Annotated in this window: 14 protein-coding genes and 1 riboswitch; of the genes, 4 read left to right on the top strand and 10 right to left on the bottom strand. The window is 63.5% G+C overall.

Features of this window, described 5'->3' with window-relative positions; translation table 11 throughout:
- Window positions 1-72 precede the first annotated feature (72 nt).
- Window positions 73-1,248, top strand: coding sequence for a GGDEF domain-containing protein (locus tag FJ943_RS18400; RefSeq protein WP_140723611.1), 1,176 nt, complete (start codon window positions 73-75; stop codon window positions 1,246-1,248).
- Here FJ943_RS18400 and gcvP read toward each other — a convergent pair whose 3' ends face one another.
- Genes gcvP through gcvT form a run of 3 tightly spaced genes read right to left on the bottom strand, consistent with a single transcriptional unit; the run spans window position 1,249 to window position 5,552 of the window.
- Window positions 1,249-4,059, bottom strand: coding sequence for an aminomethyl-transferring glycine dehydrogenase (gene gcvP / locus FJ943_RS18395; RefSeq protein ID WP_140723608.1), 2,811 nt, complete (start codon window positions 4,057-4,059; stop codon window positions 1,249-1,251).
- A gap of 18 nt (window positions 4,060-4,077) precedes the next feature.
- The gene (gene gcvH, locus FJ943_RS18390; RefSeq protein ID WP_015317602.1) at window positions 4,078-4,446 is read right to left on the bottom strand and encodes a glycine cleavage system protein GcvH; all 369 of its coding nucleotides are present in this window, start codon (window positions 4,444-4,446) and stop codon (window positions 4,078-4,080) included.
- A gap of 5 nt (window positions 4,447-4,451) precedes the next feature.
- Window positions 4,452-5,552 carry a glycine cleavage system aminomethyltransferase GcvT gene (gene gcvT / locus FJ943_RS18385; protein WP_140723605.1) on the bottom strand — a complete coding sequence of 367 codons (1,101 nt, stop codon included), beginning with the start codon at window positions 5,550-5,552 and terminating at the stop codon, window positions 4,452-4,454.
- Between the two features lie 149 nt (window positions 5,553-5,701).
- A riboswitch (glycine riboswitch) is annotated at window positions 5,702-5,788 on the bottom strand.
- Between the two features lie 174 nt (window positions 5,789-5,962).
- Here gcvT and FJ943_RS18380 point away from each other — a divergent pair.
- A complete protein-coding gene (locus tag FJ943_RS18380) occupies window positions 5,963-6,964 on the top strand; it encodes a hypothetical protein (RefSeq protein ID WP_140723602.1) in 1,002 nt (333 codons plus the stop codon).
- On the opposite strand, the gene FJ943_RS18375 is transcribed toward FJ943_RS18380, so the two are convergent.
- The 7 genes from FJ943_RS18375 to FJ943_RS18345 all read right to left on the bottom strand — a co-directional run bounded on the left by FJ943_RS18375 (window position 6,961) and on the right by FJ943_RS18345 (window position 12,175).
- On the bottom strand, window positions 6,961-7,359 hold the full coding sequence (locus FJ943_RS18375) for a GNAT family N-acetyltransferase (RefSeq protein WP_015317605.1): 399 nt from the start codon (window positions 7,357-7,359) through the stop codon (window positions 6,961-6,963). The two genes, FJ943_RS18380 and FJ943_RS18375, sit on opposite strands and share 4 nt — an antisense overlap.
- Window positions 7,360-7,397: 38 nt before the next feature.
- A complete protein-coding gene (locus FJ943_RS18370; protein WP_015317606.1) occupies window positions 7,398-8,189 on the bottom strand; it encodes a molybdopterin-binding protein in 792 nt (263 codons plus the stop codon).
- A 1-nt stretch (window position 8,190) separates the two neighbouring features.
- Window positions 8,191-9,072: a cytochrome b/b6 domain-containing protein gene (locus tag FJ943_RS18365; RefSeq protein ID WP_015317607.1), complete on the bottom strand. Its 882-nt coding sequence runs from the start codon at window positions 9,070-9,072 to the stop codon at window positions 8,191-8,193.
- Window positions 9,073-9,169: 97 nt separating this feature from the next.
- Window positions 9,170-9,847, bottom strand: a complete 678-nt coding sequence (locus FJ943_RS18360) for a DUF1345 domain-containing protein (RefSeq protein ID WP_140723599.1) — start codon at window positions 9,845-9,847, stop codon at window positions 9,170-9,172.
- Between the two features lie 30 nt (window positions 9,848-9,877).
- Window positions 9,878-10,345 carry a YaiI/YqxD family protein gene (locus tag FJ943_RS18355; protein ID WP_140723596.1) on the bottom strand — a complete coding sequence of 156 codons (468 nt, stop codon included), beginning with the start codon at window positions 10,343-10,345 and terminating at the stop codon, window positions 9,878-9,880.
- Between the two features lie 64 nt (window positions 10,346-10,409).
- Window positions 10,410-10,979: an S-(hydroxymethyl)glutathione synthase gene (gene gfa, locus FJ943_RS18350; RefSeq protein WP_140723594.1), complete on the bottom strand. Its 570-nt coding sequence runs from the start codon at window positions 10,977-10,979 to the stop codon at window positions 10,410-10,412.
- 68 nt (window positions 10,980-11,047) lie between these two features.
- Window positions 11,048-12,175 carry an S-(hydroxymethyl)glutathione dehydrogenase/class III alcohol dehydrogenase gene (locus FJ943_RS18345; protein ID WP_140723591.1) on the bottom strand — a complete coding sequence of 376 codons (1,128 nt, stop codon included), beginning with the start codon at window positions 12,173-12,175 and terminating at the stop codon, window positions 11,048-11,050.
- A gap of 249 nt (window positions 12,176-12,424) precedes the next feature.
- Here FJ943_RS18345 and FJ943_RS18340 point away from each other — a divergent pair, with 249 nt between their 5' ends.
- Window positions 12,425-14,437 carry an acetyl/propionyl/methylcrotonyl-CoA carboxylase subunit alpha gene (locus FJ943_RS18340; protein ID WP_140723588.1) on the top strand — a complete coding sequence of 671 codons (2,013 nt, stop codon included), beginning with the start codon at window positions 12,425-12,427 and terminating at the stop codon, window positions 14,435-14,437.
- Between the two features lie 107 nt (window positions 14,438-14,544).
- Window positions 14,545-18,072 carry a DNA polymerase III subunit alpha gene (gene dnaE / locus FJ943_RS18335; RefSeq protein WP_140616181.1) on the top strand — a complete coding sequence of 1,176 codons (3,528 nt, stop codon included), beginning with the start codon at window positions 14,545-14,547 and terminating at the stop codon, window positions 18,070-18,072.
- The last annotated feature ends 17 nt before the right edge of the window (window positions 18,073-18,089 follow it).

Here is an 18,089-nt window from a genome sequence, read left to right as displayed (position 1 = left end):
AATCATATCCGAGGGCTGCCGCTGACCTAGAATGCGGCGCAACCGCCGACGCTCGAGAGGCCTCCGCCCGATATGCTGGATTTCAGTTCGCTCCTGCTCGCAGCCGCGCTGTCGGGTACCTGTCTAGCCGCTACCATGGTTGCGATCTGGCTCACGGCGCCGCGGGCGGGCTTCGTGCTGACAGTGGCGTGCGGCATTATCGTGCTCGTCGCGCATGTGATCCTGTTCTGGCGCTATACCAGGGAGCCCGATCCGCTGCTTTGCCAGATCGCGCTGGCGCTACTCAGCCTGGGTTTTCTCATCATCTGCATTTCGGCCATGCAGTATCTCGGCGTGCGCGAGCACAGGCGTGCGATCGCGCCGACATTTGCCGCCATGGCTGTCTGCGCGGCCGTGACCTTCATGGGCCTTGACGGGGTCGGCTTCGTGATCACCTACGCGACGGTTACCGCGCTGCTCTCGACGATCGGGGCCATGTTCTGGATCAATGGCAGTCACGATCGCCGTATTCTCCTGGTGGTATCGGTCCTGAGCGGCACCTGTGCGCTGTCGTTTGCCCTTTGCGGCGTGGTTCTGATGGCCAAAGGCCAGTGGACGCTCGGCGTCGCGCCCGACAATTGGGCCGAACGCCTTAACTCGGTCGTGGCGGTGGCCTGTATGACAGGCCTTGGCGCGTTGACGCTTTCGCTCCACCATCTGCAGGCGCAGATCGAGCTCAAGGCCGAGACCATGACCGACCCGTTGACCGGACTGATGAACCGTCGGGGGCTAGCGTCGCTTTATGGCGAGCGCACCTTCGGCCCGTTCATGGCGATCGTCATGTTCGATCTCGATCATTTCAAGCGGACGAACGACATCTATGGACACCCGGTCGGGGACCAGGTCCTGTGCCGCTTCGCCGCCGTCATCAGGAGATATGCCAGAACCGGGGTCGACGCCTTTCGCCTGGGCGGCGAGGAGTTCGCAATCGTCATGTCACGCGTGACGGAAGAGCGGGCCTATGACCTCGCCAGCAAGATCGGCGTCGCTTTCGGCACGGAAGTCGTGCCCACCGCGCTCGGGCCCTTGCGCAGCACGGTCAGCGGCGGGATTGGCTTCGGCGAGGCCGACGGCAGCACCCTCGATGAGGTGCTGGCCAGGGCCGACGCCATGCTCTATGCCGCCAAGCGTGCGGGGCGAAATTGCGTCATCGGCCGCAAAAGGACGGGCAAGGCCGACGCGGCCGAGCCGGCCTTGCGTTCCGCGTAGCTATTCGGCCGCGCCGAGGTAATCCGACAGCGGCGGGCAGGAGCAGACCAGATTACGGTCGCCGGCGACATTGTCGATGCGCGACACCGGCGGCCAGTACTTCGTCGCCGTGTCGGCATCGCCGGCGGGATAGGCCGCCTCCAGACGCGAATACGGATGGGTCCATTGACCGGCCAGCGCCTCGGCCGATGTGTGCGGTGCGTTGACCAGCGGATTGTCGGCCAAGGGCCATTCGCCTTTGGCCACTTTCGCCGCTTCGCCGGCAATGGCGATCATGGCCTCGCAGAAGCGATCCAACTCGCGCTTGGGTTCGGACTCGGTCGGCTCCACCATCAGCGTGCCGGCGACCGGAAACGACATCGTCGGCGCGTGGAAACCGTAGTCGATCAGGCGCTTGGCGATGTCCTCGACACTGATGCCGGCGCTCTCCTTGAGCACGCGGGTGTCGAGGATGCATTCGTGGGCGACGCGATCGCTCCTGCCCTTGTAAAGCAGCGGGAAATGCGGGGCGAGCCGCGTCGCCACATAGTTGGCCGAAACGATCGCTGTCTCGGTCGCCTGCTTCAGGCCGGAAGCGCCCATCATGCGGATGTACATCCAGGTGATCGGCAGGATGGAAGCGCTGCCGAAGGGAGCGGCGGCCACGGCATGAGCCGAGCCTTCGCTGACATGGCCGGGCAGATAGGGCTTCAGATGCGCCCTGACCCCGATCGGACCGACACCCGGGCCACCGCCGCCATGCGGGATGCAGAAGGTCTTGTGCAGGTTCATGTGGCAGACGTCGGCGCCGATGTCGCCTGGCCGGGCGAGGCCGACCAGCGCGTTGAGGTTGGCGCCATCGAAATAGACCTGGCCGCCATGCTCGTGGATGAGGGCGCAGAGGTGGCGGGCGCCTTCCTCGTAAACGCCATGGGTGGAAGGATAGGTGAACATCAGCGCCGCGAGATTCTTGGAATGCTCGTTGGCCTTGGCGCGCATATCGTCCATGTCGATGTTGCCGTCTTCCAGGCAGCGCACGACGACGACGCTCATGCCGGCCATCGCGGCACTCGCCGGATTGGTGCCATGCGCGGAAGACGGGATCAGGCAGACGGTACGATGGCCCTCGCCGCGCGAACGGTGATAGGCGCGAATGGCGAGCAGCCCGGCATATTCGCCCTGGCTGCCGGCATTGGGCTGCAAGGTCACGGCGTCGAAACCGGTGATCTCCGACAGCCAGCCTTCCAGTTCGCCGATCATGGCGCGGTAGCCGGCCGAATGGCTTGCCGGCGCGAAGGGATGCAAATTGGCGATGCTTGGCCAACTCACCGGCATCATTTCCGCCGCGGCGTTGAGCTTCATGGTGCAGGAGCCCAGCGGGATCATGGCGCGGTCGAGCGCCAGGTCCTTGTCGGCCAACCGGCGCAGAAAGCGCATCATCTCGGTTTCCGACTTGTTCTCGTGAAAGACCGGCTGGGTCAAAAACTCCTTGCCACGCGGCTTGCCGGGCAACGTGCTGTCGGCGGAAGCGGCAGCCTTGGCATCGAACAAGGCCGCGATCGCGTCGAGATCGGCGTCGGTCGAGGTCTCGTCAAAACTGATGCCGACATGGTCGGCATCGAGCACACGCAGCAGCCGGCCGGTCTTTTCGGCGGCCACCGCGATCTGGGCCGCCTTGCCGTTGGTCTCCACCGTCACCGTGTCGAAGCGGCTGGAGCCGAGCACCGATACGCCCGCCGCCTCGAGGCCGCTTGCCAGGCGGTTGGCCAGCGCGTGTATGCGCCCGGCGATCGCTTGCAGGCCGACCGGGCCGTGCCAGATGGCGTAGGCGGTGGCCATATTGGCAAGCAGGGCCTGTGCGGTGCAGATGTTGGACGTCGCCTTGTCGCGGCGGATATGCTGCTCGCGCGTCTGCAAGGCGAGGCGGTAGCCGGGACGGCCCTTGCTGTCGGTCGACTGACCGACCAGGCGGCCGGGCATCAGCCGCGTCAGCTTGTCGGAGACCGCGCAATAGGCCGCATGCGGGCCGCCAAAGCCCATCGGCACTCCAAAGCGCTGCATCGGGCCGACCGCGATGTCGGCGCCGAGTTTCGCCGGCGCGTCGGTCAGCGTCAGACCAAGCGGGTCGGCGATGAAGACGACAATGGCGCCGGTGGCGCGCGCTTTTTCGATCGCCGCTTTGTGGTCGCCATAGACGCCGAAGGTGTCCGGCCAGGAGACGAGCAGGGCGGCGGTGTTGTCGTCGATCGTCTCGCCGTCGATCTCGATGCCGAGCGGCTCGGCGCGGGTGCGAACGACGTCCAGCGTCTGCGGGTGCGGCGTGCCCGCAAGCGCCACCTTGGTGCGCTTGTCGCGGTGGTGGCGCAGCGCAATGCCGACCGCTTCGGCGACGGCGGTCGCCTCGTCGAGCAGTGAAGCCGATGCCACCGGCAGGCCGGTCAGTTCGGTGACCAGCGTCTGGAAGTTGAACAGCATTTCGAGCCGGCCCTGGCTGATCTCGGCCTGATAGGGCGTGTAGGCGGTGTACCAGGCCGGATTCTCGAACAGATTGCGCTGGATGACCGGCGGCACGTGGACGCCGTGGTAACCGGCGCCGATAAAGCTTTTCAGCACCGTATTTCTTGCCATGATCACCGACAATTCGGCGAGAGCTTCGGCTTCGCTGGCCGGCGCGGGGAGGTCCAGCGGCTGGTCGAGGCGGATCGATCTCGGCACGGCCTGGCTGATCAGTGTCTCGACGGAGGGAACACCGATGACGGCGAGCATGGCTCTGACGTCGGCAAGGCCGGGTCCAATGTGGCGGGCCGAGAAGGGGTAGGGAGCGGCGGTCATGTCAATAAGTTCCCGATGTCAGGCGATATGGGCTTTGTAGGCGGCCTCATCCATGAGGCTGGCGAGCTGACTTTCGTCGGCGAGCTTCATCTTCCACAGCCATCCGGCCCCGGTTGCCGCCGAGTTGACCAGCGAGGGGTCGGACGACAGCGTGCCATTGGCTTCGGTGATCTCGCCATCGACCGGCGCATAAACGTCCGAGGCTGCCTTGACGGATTCGACCACAACGGCGGTGTCGCCCTTGGCGAGCTTCTTTCCCGTTTCCGGCAGTTCCACGAAGACGAGGTCGCCGAGCTGCTCCTGCGCGTAGTCGGTGATGCCGACGGTGGCGATGCCGCCCTCGACGCTGAGCCACTCGTGATCCGATGTGAAATAGGTTGTTGCCATGGAATTCATCCTTTGCGGTAGCGATGAGGGGTGAAGGGCAGAGAACTGACATCGACTGGGATCTTCGTGCCGCGCACGTCGGCGAAAATCCGCGTTCCGGGCTTTGCCAGCGGCGTGGAGACATAACCCATGGCGACCGGATGGCCGGCGGAAGGCCCGAAGCCGCCCGATGTGACATGGCCGGCAGGATTGCCGTCGGCTTCGAACAGCGCGGCACCGGCGCGCACCGGCTGGCGACCCTCCGGTTTCAGCCCGACGCGCTTCTGCGCCGGACCACGTTCCACCGCGGCGCGCAAGGCGTCGGCGCCAATGAAGGTGCCGGAGGCACGGATTTCTTTCGGGATCGCCCACATCAGCGCCGCCGCGGCCGGGTCGGTCTCGGGCGTGATGTCCTGGCCATGCAGGCAGAGGCCGGCCTCCAGCCGCAGGCTGTCGCGCGCGGCAAGGCCGATCCAGAGCACACGTTCATCCTCCAGCAGCTTGGTGACAAGGTCACGCGCATCGGCTTCCGGCAGGCCGATCTCGAAACCGTCCTCGCCGGTGTAGCCGGACCGGCTCATGAACCAGTTTTTTCGCGGCTCGACCCCATGCATGAACAGCAGCGAGCCGGTCTCGATGCCGGCGCGGGAGAGTGCAGCCCAGGCTTCGGGACCCTGGATGGCCAGGAAGACGCGGTCGAGCGGCTCGACCTTCACCTCGAAATCGATCGCCAGGGCGCGCAAATGCTTTTCGTCGGCGACGGCATTGCCGGCATTGGCGACCACCATGAACCTGGTGTCGCCGAGCCGGGTGACGATCAGGTCGTCGAGAATGCCGCCTGCTTCGTTCAGGAAAAAGGATAGCTTTGACTGCGAGATTTCGAGCGCGCCGGCGTCCAGCGGGCAGGCGCGGTTCAACAGCGCAACCGCTTCCGGGCCACTGACCTCGAACAGTTTCATATGCGAGATGTCGAACAACCCCGCATGCTCGCGGGTGTGAAGATGCTCTTTCATGACGCCGGCCGGATAGGTCAGCGGCATCGACCAGCCGGCAAAGGCGCCGAAGCGCGCTCCGGCAGCCGCATGAATATCTTCGAGGGGAAGGTGTTTGTCGTCGTCGCCCGTCATTTCGCCTCCAGAGTCGCACGCAATCGGCCGCTGATGGCGACCAGTCCGTGCCCCTCTGTCTGAAGCCTGAGAGACTCGCGCAGCCGGAACTCTGTCAGCGGCGCTTACACCTTCGGCGCGGGGGCAAGCCCCGACTTTCCAGAGTGTCTTTCCCGTCCACGGTTCTTTTGCCTGAGAGATTTCGGGCGATTTCCCCTTCGGCGGCAGCTCTCGCTGCTCTCTCCCGCAAACAGGTAGGACTCAGAACCCTGAGCCCTCGACGCGCCATCCATAGCCCGTCGACGACACCTTGTCACCTCCCAGCGACATTGTTCTGACAAGTCTTCGCTAACCACGCCGTTTGCCGGTTTTTCAAGACACTCCTGATAAAGCTGACCGATGTGACGCGTTGGGGCGGACGGGGACGTCAGATGGGCGAGTTGATCATGAGTGCTCCGGTGGCGGGGCTGACTTCGAAGAACCGCATTGCTTCAGAGGATGTCGTGATGCTGCGCCGCGACGTGTTCGCCGACGGCGTGGTGAGCCGGGGCGAAGCCGAGGCCTTGTTCGCGCTCGACCACACGGCGCGGGACAAATGCGCGGAATGGGCGCCGTTCTTCGTCGAGGCGGTCACCGACTACATCGTCCATCAGGAAAAGCCCTTGGGCTACATTTCGGGGGAGAATGCCGACTGGCTGGTCCGCACGATTTCGCGCGACGGCATGGTCGACAGCCGGACCGAACTCGAATTGCTGGTCCATGTGCTGGAAGAGGCGAAATCCTCGCCGAGCCGGCTTTGCGTCTACGCGCTGGAGCAGGTCGCCCACGCCGTCGTCGACGGTAAGGGACCGCTGATGCTCGGCGGCGCGCTGGTGCCCGGACTGATCGCCGGGGCCGAAGTCGAGCTTTTGCGCCGCATCCTCCATGCCCATGGTGGCGACGGCAACATCGCCATCACCCAGGCCGAGGCCGAGGTGCTGTTCAGGATCAACGAGCGGACCGCCCAGGCCAATAACGATCCGTCGTGGAACGACCTGTTCGTCAAGGCGATCGCCAATTTCGTCATGTGCTCGGCCGGTTATGAGGCGCCCACCCGCGAGGTGGCGCTGCGCCAGGAAACTTTCCTCGATCATACCGATCCGGAAATCGGCGGCTTCTTCAGCCGCATGGTCTCCGGCGGTCTTGCCGGTGTCATCGAGGCCTACCGCTCTCCTGACGACATAGAGGCCGAATGGGAGGCCAAGAACAGGGCCGCCGAGGCGCTGGCCCGCCGTGCCGAGACGATCGATGCCTGTGAGGCAAAGTGGCTGGTCGGACATATCGGGGTGAACCGGCCTCTTTACGAGAATGAGCGTGCGCTGCTGACCCTGATCAAGCATGCCTCGCCGGAAATTCATCCGGCGCTGAAGCCGTTGCTCGACAAGGTTGCCTAAGCCCCGCCGTCCGCTGCTATCGTTTTGCAAAGAATGATATTGGAATGGCCTTCGGGCCATCCCGAGAATTCGGCCATACGCTCGAAGCCAGCCTTTTCATAGAGATCTGGTGCCTGGAAGTCGTGGCTGGAGACCCAGATTTTCCTGACACCGCGATCGGCGGCCTCCGCGACAAAGGCGTCTAGCAACTGCCTTGCGTAGCCGCGACCTCGGTGAGCCTCGTCTATCCACATCAAGGTCAGTTCGGACGTGCCCGCCCAGGAATAGCCGGCGGCTACTCCGACCGCGTGTCCCGCACCATCGCGGATGACAAAGGTCAGCCCTCGGTCATCGTCGCGGTCGATCATACGTCGGTTATCGCGGTTGAGACGATCCTCGAGCGAACTCAATTCCATGGGGGACAAGTCGTGCTCGGCCCGTATGCGAGGGACCGTCAAATCCCGCCATACCAGTCATAGCCGTTGTCTTCCCAATAGCCGCCCCGGCCGCCGCCGATAGTGGCGAAGCCATCGACCAGTTCGATCTTGTAGAGATATTTCGGCATTTTGTAGCCGAGCTGGCGCTCGACGCGGACACGCAGCGGCGCGCCGTTCTCGACCGGCAGCGGCTTGCCGTTCAGGCCGTAGGCAAGGATCGTTTGCGGATGGCGGGCATCGATGAGGTCGATCGTGCCGTAATATTTGATGTCGCCTGACAGGCTGCGGTCGATCGTGTCGAGGCAATGGAACATGACATAGCGGGCCTGTGGCTTGACCACCGCCTGGTCGAGCAGCAGCGCCAGTGGCGTGCCGGTCCATTTGGCGATGCAACTCCAGCCTTCGACGCAATCGTGTCGGGTGATCTGGGTGCGGCTCGGCATGTTCATGAGCTGCTCGCGGGTGAGTGACAGCGGCTTTTCCACGAGGCCTGACACCTCCAGTCGCCAATCGGCGAAGTTGTTGGCGAGCAGGGCCTTGTAAGCGTCGTCGTCCGGCGCGGTCACGCCGTTCGGCCGCATTGGCTGACGGATATCAGCCTCGGTGAATTCGGGCGCCAGCGAATTGCCGCCGCCGAGCAACCGTTGTGCCTTGTGGGTCAGGCCATTGGCGTTTTCGAGGAAGCTGCGCAGGCCGCTGCCGATGCTGAGCTGGCTGTCGAAGGCGTCGCAGCCCGACAGCATGATGCCGGACGCGCCGAGGCCGGTGGCGGTGAGGAACTTTCGGCGGCTTATCTCAAATTTCGCCATCTCAGGCACTCCTCTCGGACGTTTTGTCGTCATGCACGGGAGGATCAGTGCGGTACCAGCCGGTAATGATCGAGCGCAGTTCGTTGATCGGGCCGGCGGCGAGGATCATCAGGATGTGAATGACGAAGAAGGCGACCAGCAGCACCATGACGGTGAAATGGATGGTGCGTGCCGTCTGCCGGCCACCGGTCAATTCATTGAGGAAGGGCAGCACCGAATTCATGCTCGGCGACATTGCAAGGCCGGTGATGATCATCAGTGGCAAGAGCACGAACAGCACGCCGCCATAGGCCATCTTCTGCAGCGTGTTGTATTCGCGCGTGTGGTGGAATTTCAGCCTGGCGTGGTTGGCGATGTCCCGGGGCAAGCGTTTGAGGTCATCCAGGCGAGGCGCCAGATCGCGGCGGATGTGGCCGTTGATCAGGCTGGCGACGAGCCAGACGATCAAGGTCGTCGTCAATATCCAGGCGAAGAAGAAATGGATCACGCGGGCGGTGCCGAGGTCATAGTAGGACGGGATCGTCGCCCAGGACGGGAAACCGCGCGCCGTCTCGTTACCGGTCGGGCCCGACCAGCCAAGGACGCCTGTCGTGTCGAAGCGGTGGCCGAAGATTTCGGTGTAGCCGCGCGGCCCGGCATTGGTGTTTTCGGCGCCTATGGCGAAAATGGTGTTGTTGTAGTCGAAGCCGGATTGCTTGCCGATGTAGAGCTGCGGCCGGGCATTGAAGATCTGCAGGCCGGACAGCAGCATGAAAAACAACGAGATGGCCCAGAGCCAGTGTGTCAGCCGCGTCCAGCGCGACTGCCGGTAGATCAATGTTTTCTCTTTTGACGCGGGGGCGCCCGGTCCAATTTCGGATTGGCTTCTGGCAACCGATTCCATGTTGTCTGGTCTCCCGGCCTTGCGGCTTGTCCTAAGCGTTCATTGTCCTCTTGATACGTCGCGATCCAAACCGATGTTTCATGCGATCACGGATTTATTACGGACCGCCCAGGCTGACGGCGAGATTGACGGCTGCGGCGACGATGACCGTGTTGAAGAAGAACGACAGGACCGAGTGGACAAGCACGACGCAGCGCATATGCGTCGTCGAGATGTTGGTGTCGGCGGTCTGCGCCGTCATGCCGATGACGGTAGAGAAATAGAGGAAATCCCAGCCTTCGGGGCGTTTGTCGCCCGGGAACAGCAGGCCGCCGACCGGAATCTTCTTATTGGTGCCGGCGTCGACCGCGTCGCCGTCCATCCAGTAGACATGGGCATAGTGGAGCGCAGCCATGGCATGGATGGTGAACCAGCCGAGCGGGATCGACAGCAGTGCGAAGCCGAGTTCGATCGGGTGATCCCCATCCTTGCGATTGATCAGCAGGAACAAGGAGACAAGGGCAACGCCGACGACGACGAGCGTGACCGCGAAGATCACCAGCACCGGCTGATCGGTGGCGCGTGCATTCTTGCTCAGGTACTTGCCGGTGAATTTGGGCATCTGGCTGACGACAAGAAGGACGTAAGCGGCAAAAAATATGTTGGCGCCGATCGAATAGGCGAGTGGGGCGTGCAGCAGCAGCGCCACAAGCAGCGCAAACGCACCGATACAGGCCGACACCGCGAACAGCATGTGGCGCTGCATCGGTTTCTCGATGGGGGTTTCGGCGGCCATGGCGGTCTCCACCTGGATGGCGCTTTGTTGCTAGCCCGGTGTGGCGGATTTCAGCGCGCGCCGCAAGATGCGGTCAAGTTCACCCAGGAACCGGGAACGATCCTGCGGCGCGAAGCTGGCATTGTAGCCCTTGCTCTCGCCGGTTTCGCGCAAATGCTGCTTGAGGTCCCGCATCGCCACCGCCATGCCGATCGTCTCGGGCGTGAACGGCCGCCCGGTCGGTCCCAGCACATGCGCGCCGAGCGCCACCGTGCGGGCGGCGAGCGGAATGTCCGCCGTCACCACGATGTCGTTGGGCTTGGTGTTCTCGACGATCCAGTCGTCGGCGGCATCGGCACTCTTGGAGACCACGACATTGCGGATCATCGGGTCGCGGGAGGGACGCAGACCGCCATTGGAAACATAGGTGATGACGACGCCATGGCGTTCGGCGACCTTTTCTACCTCGGCCTTGACCGGGCATGCGTCGGCGTCGACGTAGATGGCGGGTGCGGGCATTGTCTCTCCGGAAACGAGCAAGGGCCGGAAACATATCCGGCCCCTGCCTGAAATCTCTCGGTGGTCAGGCCGGCAGGGCGCCGGATTTCTTCGCCGTCCAGGTGGCGATATAGTCCATCAGGCCCGGATTGAGGCAGTCATAAGGTTCCAGCCCGATCGTCTTCAGCCTGCCGCGAATGCCGTCCATGCGGCTTGGGTCGACACCCGATTCGATGATCGAGGAGACGAAGGCGGTGAAGCCCGGAGGCGACCAGCCGTCTTCCTCGAAGCGCTCGGGATGGATGAAGGACAGGCCCTTGAACGGATGGTCGCGCTCGACCGGCCCGTGCATGTGGACGCCGCAGCCGGTGCAGGCATGGCGCTGGATGAGCGCGCTAGCGTCGACCACCTTGAGCTTGTCGCCGTTCTCTGTGACGGTGACATCGCCGGTGCCGGCGACCGCAACCACCGAGAACACAGCACCGTCCGGCTTCCAGCATTTGGTGCAGCCGCAGGCGTGGTTGTGGGCGATCTGGCCCTTGACCTTCACCTTGACCGGCTTGCTGGTGCAGGCGCAGACCAGCGTGCCGCCGGCAAAGCTGGCGCTCTCCCTGGGCAGCCCATTGTCGATCTTTGGATGCAGTTTCTCCGCCATTGTTTCTCTCCTCCCATGTTTCACCACAGGGGTCGCTGGCCGGATGGCCGGCGGCGTGTGGCTGTCTTTTAGTAAACCACGACACTCCGGATCGATTTGCCCTCATGCATGAGGTCGAATCCCCTGTTGATGTCCTTGAGCTTCAGCGTGTGGGTGATCATCGGGTCAATCTGGATCTTGCCGTCCATGTACCAGTCGACGATCTTCGGCACGTCGGTGCGGCCGCGCGCGCCGCCGAAGGCGGTGCCCATCCAGCTGCGGCCGGTGACCAGCTGGAACGGCCGGGTCGAAATCTCCTGGCCAGCACCGGCGACGCCGATGACGACCGACTTGCCCCAGCCACGATGCGAGGCCTCCAGCGCCTGGCGCATGACCTTGGTGTTGCCGGTGCAGTCGAATGTGTAGTCGGCGCCGCCGATCTGGTCGGCACCGCGCTTGGTCATGTTGACGAGATAAGGCACGATGTCGCCGTCGATCTCCTTCGGATTGACGAAATGCGTCATGCCGAAGCGCTCGCCCCATTCCTTCTTGTCGTTGTTCAGGTCGACACCGATGATCATGTCGGCGCCGGCAAGCTTCAGGCCCTGGATGACGTTGAGGCCGATGCCGCCGAGGCCGAAGACCACCGCTGTCGCGCCTTGCTCGACCTTGGCGGTGTTGATGACCGCACCAATACCGGTGGTGACGCCGCAGCCGATGTAGCAGATCTTGTCGAAGGGCGCGTCGGGGTTGACTTTGGCCACCGCGATCTCCGGCAGCACGGTGAAGTTGGAGAAGGTCGAGCAGCCCATATAGTGGAAGATCTTGTCCTTGCCGATCGAAAAGCGCGACGAGCCGTCCGGCATCAACCCTTGCCCCTGGGTGGCACGGATGGCGGTGCAAAGATTGGTCTTTCGCGACAAACAGGACGGGCACTGCCGGCATTCGGGCGTATAGAGCGGGATGACATGGTCGCCCTTCCTGACCGAGGTGACGCCCTTGCCGACATCGACCACCACGCCGGCGCCTTCATGGCCGAGGATGGCCGGAAACAGCCCTTCCGGATCGGCGCCCGACAATGTGAATTCGTCGGTGTGGCAGATGCCGGTCGCCTTGATCTCGACCAGCACCTCGCCATCGCGCGGTCCATCAAGGTCGACCTCCATGATCTCCAGCGGCTTTCCGGCGGCGACAGCGACAGCGGCGCGGGTTTTCATCGGGCAATTCCTCCAAAGGCGATTTTGAGCCAAGGTTTCAGGTTTTGAGCTGCTCATCAACTCTCAGATGAGACGAAATCTTGGCTTTCTTGACGCAGATAGCACACCGTCGACAACCAGCCCGGCTCGGCAGGGGAGTGCGACGGAAGCATTGGGAGGGACGCCCGTCATGTCGTCCGCTGCGGCACTTGAGACCTGGCGACATAGTCCATAGAACTGAACCATCCGCCGGAGGGGAATTCTGCCCGCATGTTCACCAAAATCCTGATCGCCAATCGTGGCGAGATCGCCTGCCGCGTCATCAGGACGGCGCGCAAGATGGGCATTGCCACGGTCGCCGTCTATTCCGACGCCGATCGCGATGCCGTGCATGTCGAAATGGCCGACGAGGCGGTGCATATCGGGCCGTCGCCTGCCGCGCAGAGCTACCTCGTTCCTGAAAAGATCATCGCGGCCTGCAAGACGACGGGCGCTCAGGCCGTGCACCCCGGCTATGGCTTCCTGTCCGAGCGAGCCGCGTTCTGTGAAGCCCTGGAAGCGGAAGGCATCGTCTTCATCGGGCCGAAGCCCAAGGCAATCAAGGCGATGGGCGACAAGATCGAGTCGAAGAAATTCGCCAACGCCGCCGAGGTTTCGACGGTTCCGGGTTGGCTCGGCGTCATCGAGAATGCCGATCATGCCGAAAAGATCGCCGGCGAGATCGGCTATCCCGTGATGATCAAGGCCTCGGCCGGTGGCGGCGGCAAAGGCATGCGCATCGCCTGGGACCAGTCGGAAGTACGTGACGGATTCGACCGGGCGCGCTCGGAAGCCAAGAGTTCGTTCGGCGACGACCGTGTCTTCATCGAAAAGTTCGTGGTTGACCCGCGTCACATCGAAATCCAGGTGCTGGCCGACGGGCATGGCAACGCGCTCTATCTTGGCGAACGCGAATGCTCGATCCAGCGCCGCAACCAGAAGGTGGCGGAAGAGGCGCCATCGCCCTTCCTCGATGCCAGGACGCGCAAGGCGATGGGCGAGCAGTCGGTGGCGTTGGCCAGGGCTGTCGACTACCAGAGCGCCGGCACCGTCGAGTTCATTGTCGACAAGGACAAGAACTTCTATTTCCTTGAAATGAATACACGATTGCAGGTCGAGCATCCGGTGACTGAACTCGTCACCGGCATCGATCTGGTCGAGCAGATGATCCGCGTCGCCGCCGGCGAAAAGCTCGCCATCAAGCAGAGCGACATCAAGCTGAACGGCTGGGCCGTGGAAAGCCGTCTCTACGCCGAGGACCCCTATCGCAATTTCCTGCCGTCGATCGGCCGGCTGACACGCTACCGGCCACCCGAGGAAGGCCGCTTCGGCGATGTCGTCATCCGCAACGACACCGGTGTCACCGAAGGCTCGGAAATCTCCATGTTCTACGATCCGATGCTGGCCAAGCTGTGCACCTGGGCGCCGACGCGGCTCGAGGCCATCGACGCCATGTCGGAAGCGCTGGACAGCTTTGTCGTCGACGGCATCGAGCACAACATACCGTTCCTGGCGGCGCTGATGCAGCATCCACGCTGGCGGGAAGGGGCGATATCGACCGGCTTCATCGCGGAGGAATACCCCGACGGTTTTGCCCCCGTCGTGCCGAACAGCGAGGAAAAAGCCGTTCTGGCATCGATCGCGACCGCGGTGGAACTGCTGCGCCGCGATCGTCTCGACCGGCTGGGCGGGCGGCTGGCGCCGCATTCGGGAGCGCTCAAGCGCGACTGGGTGGTGAAGATCGGCGAAGAGTATTTGTCGGCGTCGATCCTCGAAGGCATGATTTCCATCCCGATGGAAATGGACCTGTCCATCGATGGCGGGAAGGCGCTGACAGTTTCATCCGATTGGCGGCCCGGCGATCTCATCTGGCGCGGCACGGTCGGCAAGCGCAGGGTTGCCGCCCAGATCCGTCCTGTCGCCAATGGCCTCCGCATCGCCTGGAAAGGCATGTCGGTGACCGCGCGCGCCATGCTGCCGCGCACCGCCGAATTGGAACGGCTGATGCCGGAGAAAATAGCGCCGGACACGTCGAAACTGCTGCTCTGCCCGATGCCGGGCCTCGTCGTGTCGATCGCCGTTGTCGAAGGCCAGGAGGTCAAGGCGGGCGAGACGCTGGCCGTGGTCGAGGCGATGAAGATGGAAAACGTTCTGCGCGCCGAGCGCGACCTCGTCGTGGCGAAACTCAATGCCAAGCCGGGCGACAGCCTTGCCGTCGACGCGGTGATCATGGAATTCGCCTGAACGGCTGGAAGCCTGTGGGTCGGTAGTCGTTTGTGCTGGACTGGTATCGCCCGGTCCCGGACAATACATCTCCATCGACTCAAGTCTTACGGACAGCGCGAGAAACCATGGCGGATGAGAGACTTCCACGCGATCCCCTGAAGCGCGAGGCCGCGATCGCGGCCGCGCGGCCGGAGGTGCCGGCGCGGCCGTTCGTCCATCTGCGCGTGCACTCGGCCTATTCGCTGCTGGAAGGCGCGCTGCAACTCGGCAAGATCGTCGGCCATGCCGTCAAGGACGAAGCGCCAGCGATCGCGGTGACCGACACCAACAATTTGTTCGGCGCCTTGGAGTTCGCCCAGAAGGCGGTGAAGGACGGCATCCAGCCGATCATCGGCTGCCAGATCGCGCTTGCCTTTTCCGGCGAAAACAGCGACGGCCAGCGTGACCGTCGTCGGCAAGGTCCCGATATGCGGCCGGTCGTGCTGATCGCGGCGACCGAAACCGGCTATTCCAATCTCGTCCGGCTGGTCAGCCGCGTTTACCTTGAAACACCGCCCGGCGAAGCGGTGCACCTGACCACCGAAATGATGGACGGCCAATGTGACGGCCTGATTTGTCTTAGTGGCGGGCCGCGCGGCCCGATCGGCATGGCCCTGAAGGAAGATCGCCGCGATCTTGCCGAAGCGCGGCTGGTAACGCTCAAGGCGATGTTCGGCGACCGGCTCTATGTCGAGCTGGACCGGGTTTCGGGGTACGACCGGATGATCGAGAAATCCTCGATCGATCTCGCCTATGCCCATGAATTGCCGCTGGTTGCCACCAACGAGGCGTTCTTCTCGTCGCGCGACGAGTATGAGGCGCATGACGCGTTGATCGCCATCGCCGAGGGGTCGGTTGTCGCCGTCGACACCCGCCGCCGGCTGTCGCCGGACAATTTCCTGCGCAGCCAGGCCGATATGGCGAAATTGTTCGCCGACCTGCCTGAAGCCATCGACAACACCGTCGAGATCGCGCTGCGCTGCTCCTACTATCCAAAAACCCGCAGTCCGATCCTGCCGCGTTTCACGGGCGGCGATGCCTCCGACAAGGACGCCGCCGAAAAGGCCGAGGCCGAGGAACTGGCCCGTCAGGCGCGCGAGGGGCTCGATGCACGGCTCGCCTTGCACGGACCGACACCGGGCTACACGGTCGAGCAGTATCGAGAGCGGCTCGAATTCGAGCTTGGCATCATCGAGAAGATGAAATTCCCCGGCTACTTCCTGATCGTTGCCGACTTCATCAAATGGGCCAAGGCGCAAGGCATTCCGGTCGGGCCGGGGCGTGGTTCGGGCGCTGGTTCGCTGGTTGCCTATTCGACCACCATCACCGACATCGATCCGCTGCGTTTCTCGCTGCTGTTCGAACGCTTCCTCAATCCGGACCGCGTTTCGATGCCCGATTTCGACATCGATTTCTGCCAGGACCGTCGCGAAGAGGTGATCCGCTACGTCCAGCAGAAATACGGCCGCGACCAGGTCGGCCAGATCATCACTTTCGGTACGCTGCAGGCGCGCGCCGTGCTGCGCGACGTCGGCCGCGTGCTGCAGATGCCGTACGGCCAGGTCGACAAGCTGTCGAAAATGGTGCCGCAGAACCCGGCCAATCCGGTCAAGCTCGCCGACGCCATCGCCAACGAGCCGCGCTTTGCGGAGGAGGCCGAGAAAGAGCCGATCGTGCAGACGCTGCTCGACATGGCGCAGAAGCTGGAGGGCCTCTACCGCCACGCCTCGACGCACGCCGCCGGCATCGTCATTGGCGACCGACCGTTGTCGGAACTGGTGCCGATGTACCGCGATCCGCGCTCGGACATGCCTGTCACCCAGTTCAACATGAAATATGTCGAGCAGGCGGGGTTGGTGAAGTTCGACTTCCTCGGCCTGAAGACGCTGACGGTGCTGGAGACGGCCGTCAAGTTGATCCGCCGGCGCGGCATCGATATCGACCTGGCGACCATCCCGCTCGACGATCCCGAGACCTATGCGATGCTGTCGCGCGGCGAGGTGGTCGGCGTGTTCCAGGTGGAAAGTGCCGGCATGCGCAAGGCGCTGATCGGTATGCGGCCCGACTGCATCGAGGACATCATCGCGCTGGTTGCCCTCTACCGGCCGGGACCGATGGAGAACATCCCGACCTACAACGCCAGAAAGCATGGCGAGGAGGAGATGGCCTCGATCCATCCCAAGATCGACCATCTGGTGAAGGAGACGCAAGGCGTCATCGTCTACCAGGAACAGGTGATGCAGATCGCGCAGGAGCTGTCCGGCTATTCGCTTGGCGAAGCCGACCTTCTGCGGCGCGCCATGGGTAAGAAGATCCGCGCCGAGATGGACAAGCAGCGCGAACGCTTTGTCTCCGGCGCGGTCGAGCGCGGCGTCGCAAAGCCGCAAGCCGACTTCATTTTCGACCTGCTGGCAAAGTTCGCCGACTACGGTTTCAACAAGTCTCATGCGGCCGCCTACGCTGTCGTCTCCTACCAGACCGCCTATCTCAAGGCGCATTATCCGGTCGAGTTCCTGGCAGCGTCGATGACGCTAGACATGGGTAACACCGACAAGCTCGCCGACTTCCGCCAGGATGCGCTGCGCCTTGGCATCGAAGTCCTGGCGCCGTCAGTGATGACGAGTTTCCGTGCCTTCGAGGTCGGGGAGAACCGGATCTATTATTCGATGGCCGCGCTGAAGGGCGTCGGCGATGCCGCGGTGGAGCACATCGTCGCCGTTCGCGGCGAAAAGCCGTTCAAGAGCCTGGCCGATTTCTGCGAGAGGGTCGACCCGAAGATCGTCGGCAAACGGGTTTTCGAAAGCCTGATCATGGCCGGCGCGCTCGACTGCTTCGGCCACGACCGCGCCCAGATGTTGGCCGGCGTCGAGCGGATGATGGGGCTGGCGTCGCTCGCCCAGCAGAACGCCGTTTCGGGTCAGGCCGACATCTTCGGCGCCTCGCTCGGCGCACAGTCGCAGGCGCTCAATCTGCCGGCGACCGATCCGTGGCTCGCCGCCGACCGCCTGCACCGCGAGTTCCAGGTCGTCGGCTTCTATCTCTCGGCGCATCCGCTCGACGAGTATAAGGCGGCGCTGCAGAAGATGCGGGTGCAGAACTGGGCGGAGTTCTCCGCCGCCGTCAAGCGCGGTGCTTCCGCCGGCCGGCTTGCCGGCACCGTTACCAGCAAGCAGGAGCGCAAGACGCGCACCGGCAACAAGATGGGCGTGGTGGCCTTTTCGGACACCTCCGGCCAATACGAGGCCGTATTGTTTTCAGAAGGTTTGGCTCAGTATCGCGACCTCCTCGAAGCCGGCCGCTCGGTTGTCATCACTGTCGCGGCGGAGGACAGGCCCGAGGGCGTCAACCTGCGCATCAACTCCGTGCAATCGCTGGAGGACGAGGCAAGCCGCATCCAGAAGGCGCTGCGCATCTTCGTCAGGAACGATGGACCTGCCTCGATGATCCAATCCCAACTCACGCAGCGGGGTGAAAGCCAGGTGAGCATTATCGTGATCAAGGAAGAGGCGCAGGGCGAGGTCGAGATCGCTCTGCAAGGCGGCTATCGCGTCTCGCCACAGATCGCCTCGGCAATGCGCGCCGTGCCGGGCGTGATTGAAGTGGAACTGGTGTGATCTGCGCGCCTGCCAGG

Origin of the sequence: Mesorhizobium sp. B2-3-10, assembly GCF_006442275.1 — a bacterium.
Lineage (GTDB): Bacteria > Pseudomonadota > Alphaproteobacteria > Rhizobiales > Rhizobiaceae > Mesorhizobium > Mesorhizobium australicum.
The sequence above is the reverse complement of the archived record's forward strand: the minus strand, read 5'-3'. Positions and strand labels throughout refer to the sequence as shown.

Excerpts from the sequence above, each read along its gene's own strand:
- FJ943_RS18400 (WP_140723611.1), top strand. The coding sequence starts at position 73 with ATGCTGGATTTCAGTTCGCTCCTGCTCGCAGCCGCGCTGTCGGGTACC.
- gcvP (WP_140723608.1), bottom strand. The coding sequence starts at position 4,059 with ATGACCGCCGCTCCCTACCCCTTCTCGGCCCGCCACATTGGACCCGGC.
- gcvH (WP_015317602.1), bottom strand. The coding sequence starts at position 4,446 with ATGGCAACAACCTATTTCACATCGGATCACGAGTGGCTCAGCGTCGAG.
- gcvT (WP_140723605.1), bottom strand. The coding sequence starts at position 5,552 with ATGACGGGCGACGACGACAAACACCTTCCCCTCGAAGATATTCATGCG.
- FJ943_RS18380 (WP_140723602.1), top strand. The coding sequence starts at position 5,963 with ATGGGCGAGTTGATCATGAGTGCTCCGGTGGCGGGGCTGACTTCGAAG.
- FJ943_RS18375 (WP_015317605.1), bottom strand. The coding sequence starts at position 7,359 with ATGGAATTGAGTTCGCTCGAGGATCGTCTCAACCGCGATAACCGACGT.
- FJ943_RS18370 (WP_015317606.1), bottom strand. The coding sequence starts at position 8,189 with ATGGCGAAATTTGAGATAAGCCGCCGAAAGTTCCTCACCGCCACCGGC.
- FJ943_RS18365 (WP_015317607.1), bottom strand. The coding sequence starts at position 9,072 with ATGGAATCGGTTGCCAGAAGCCAATCCGAAATTGGACCGGGCGCCCCC.
- FJ943_RS18360 (WP_140723599.1), bottom strand. The coding sequence starts at position 9,847 with ATGGCCGCCGAAACCCCCATCGAGAAACCGATGCAGCGCCACATGCTG.
- FJ943_RS18355 (WP_140723596.1), bottom strand. The coding sequence starts at position 10,345 with ATGCCCGCACCCGCCATCTACGTCGACGCCGACGCATGCCCGGTCAAG.
- gfa (WP_140723594.1), bottom strand. The coding sequence starts at position 10,979 with ATGGCGGAGAAACTGCATCCAAAGATCGACAATGGGCTGCCCAGGGAG.
- FJ943_RS18345 (WP_140723591.1), bottom strand. The coding sequence starts at position 12,175 with ATGAAAACCCGCGCCGCTGTCGCTGTCGCCGCCGGAAAGCCGCTGGAG.
- FJ943_RS18340 (WP_140723588.1), top strand. The coding sequence starts at position 12,425 with ATGTTCACCAAAATCCTGATCGCCAATCGTGGCGAGATCGCCTGCCGC.
- dnaE (WP_140616181.1), top strand. The coding sequence starts at position 14,545 with ATGGCGGATGAGAGACTTCCACGCGATCCCCTGAAGCGCGAGGCCGCG.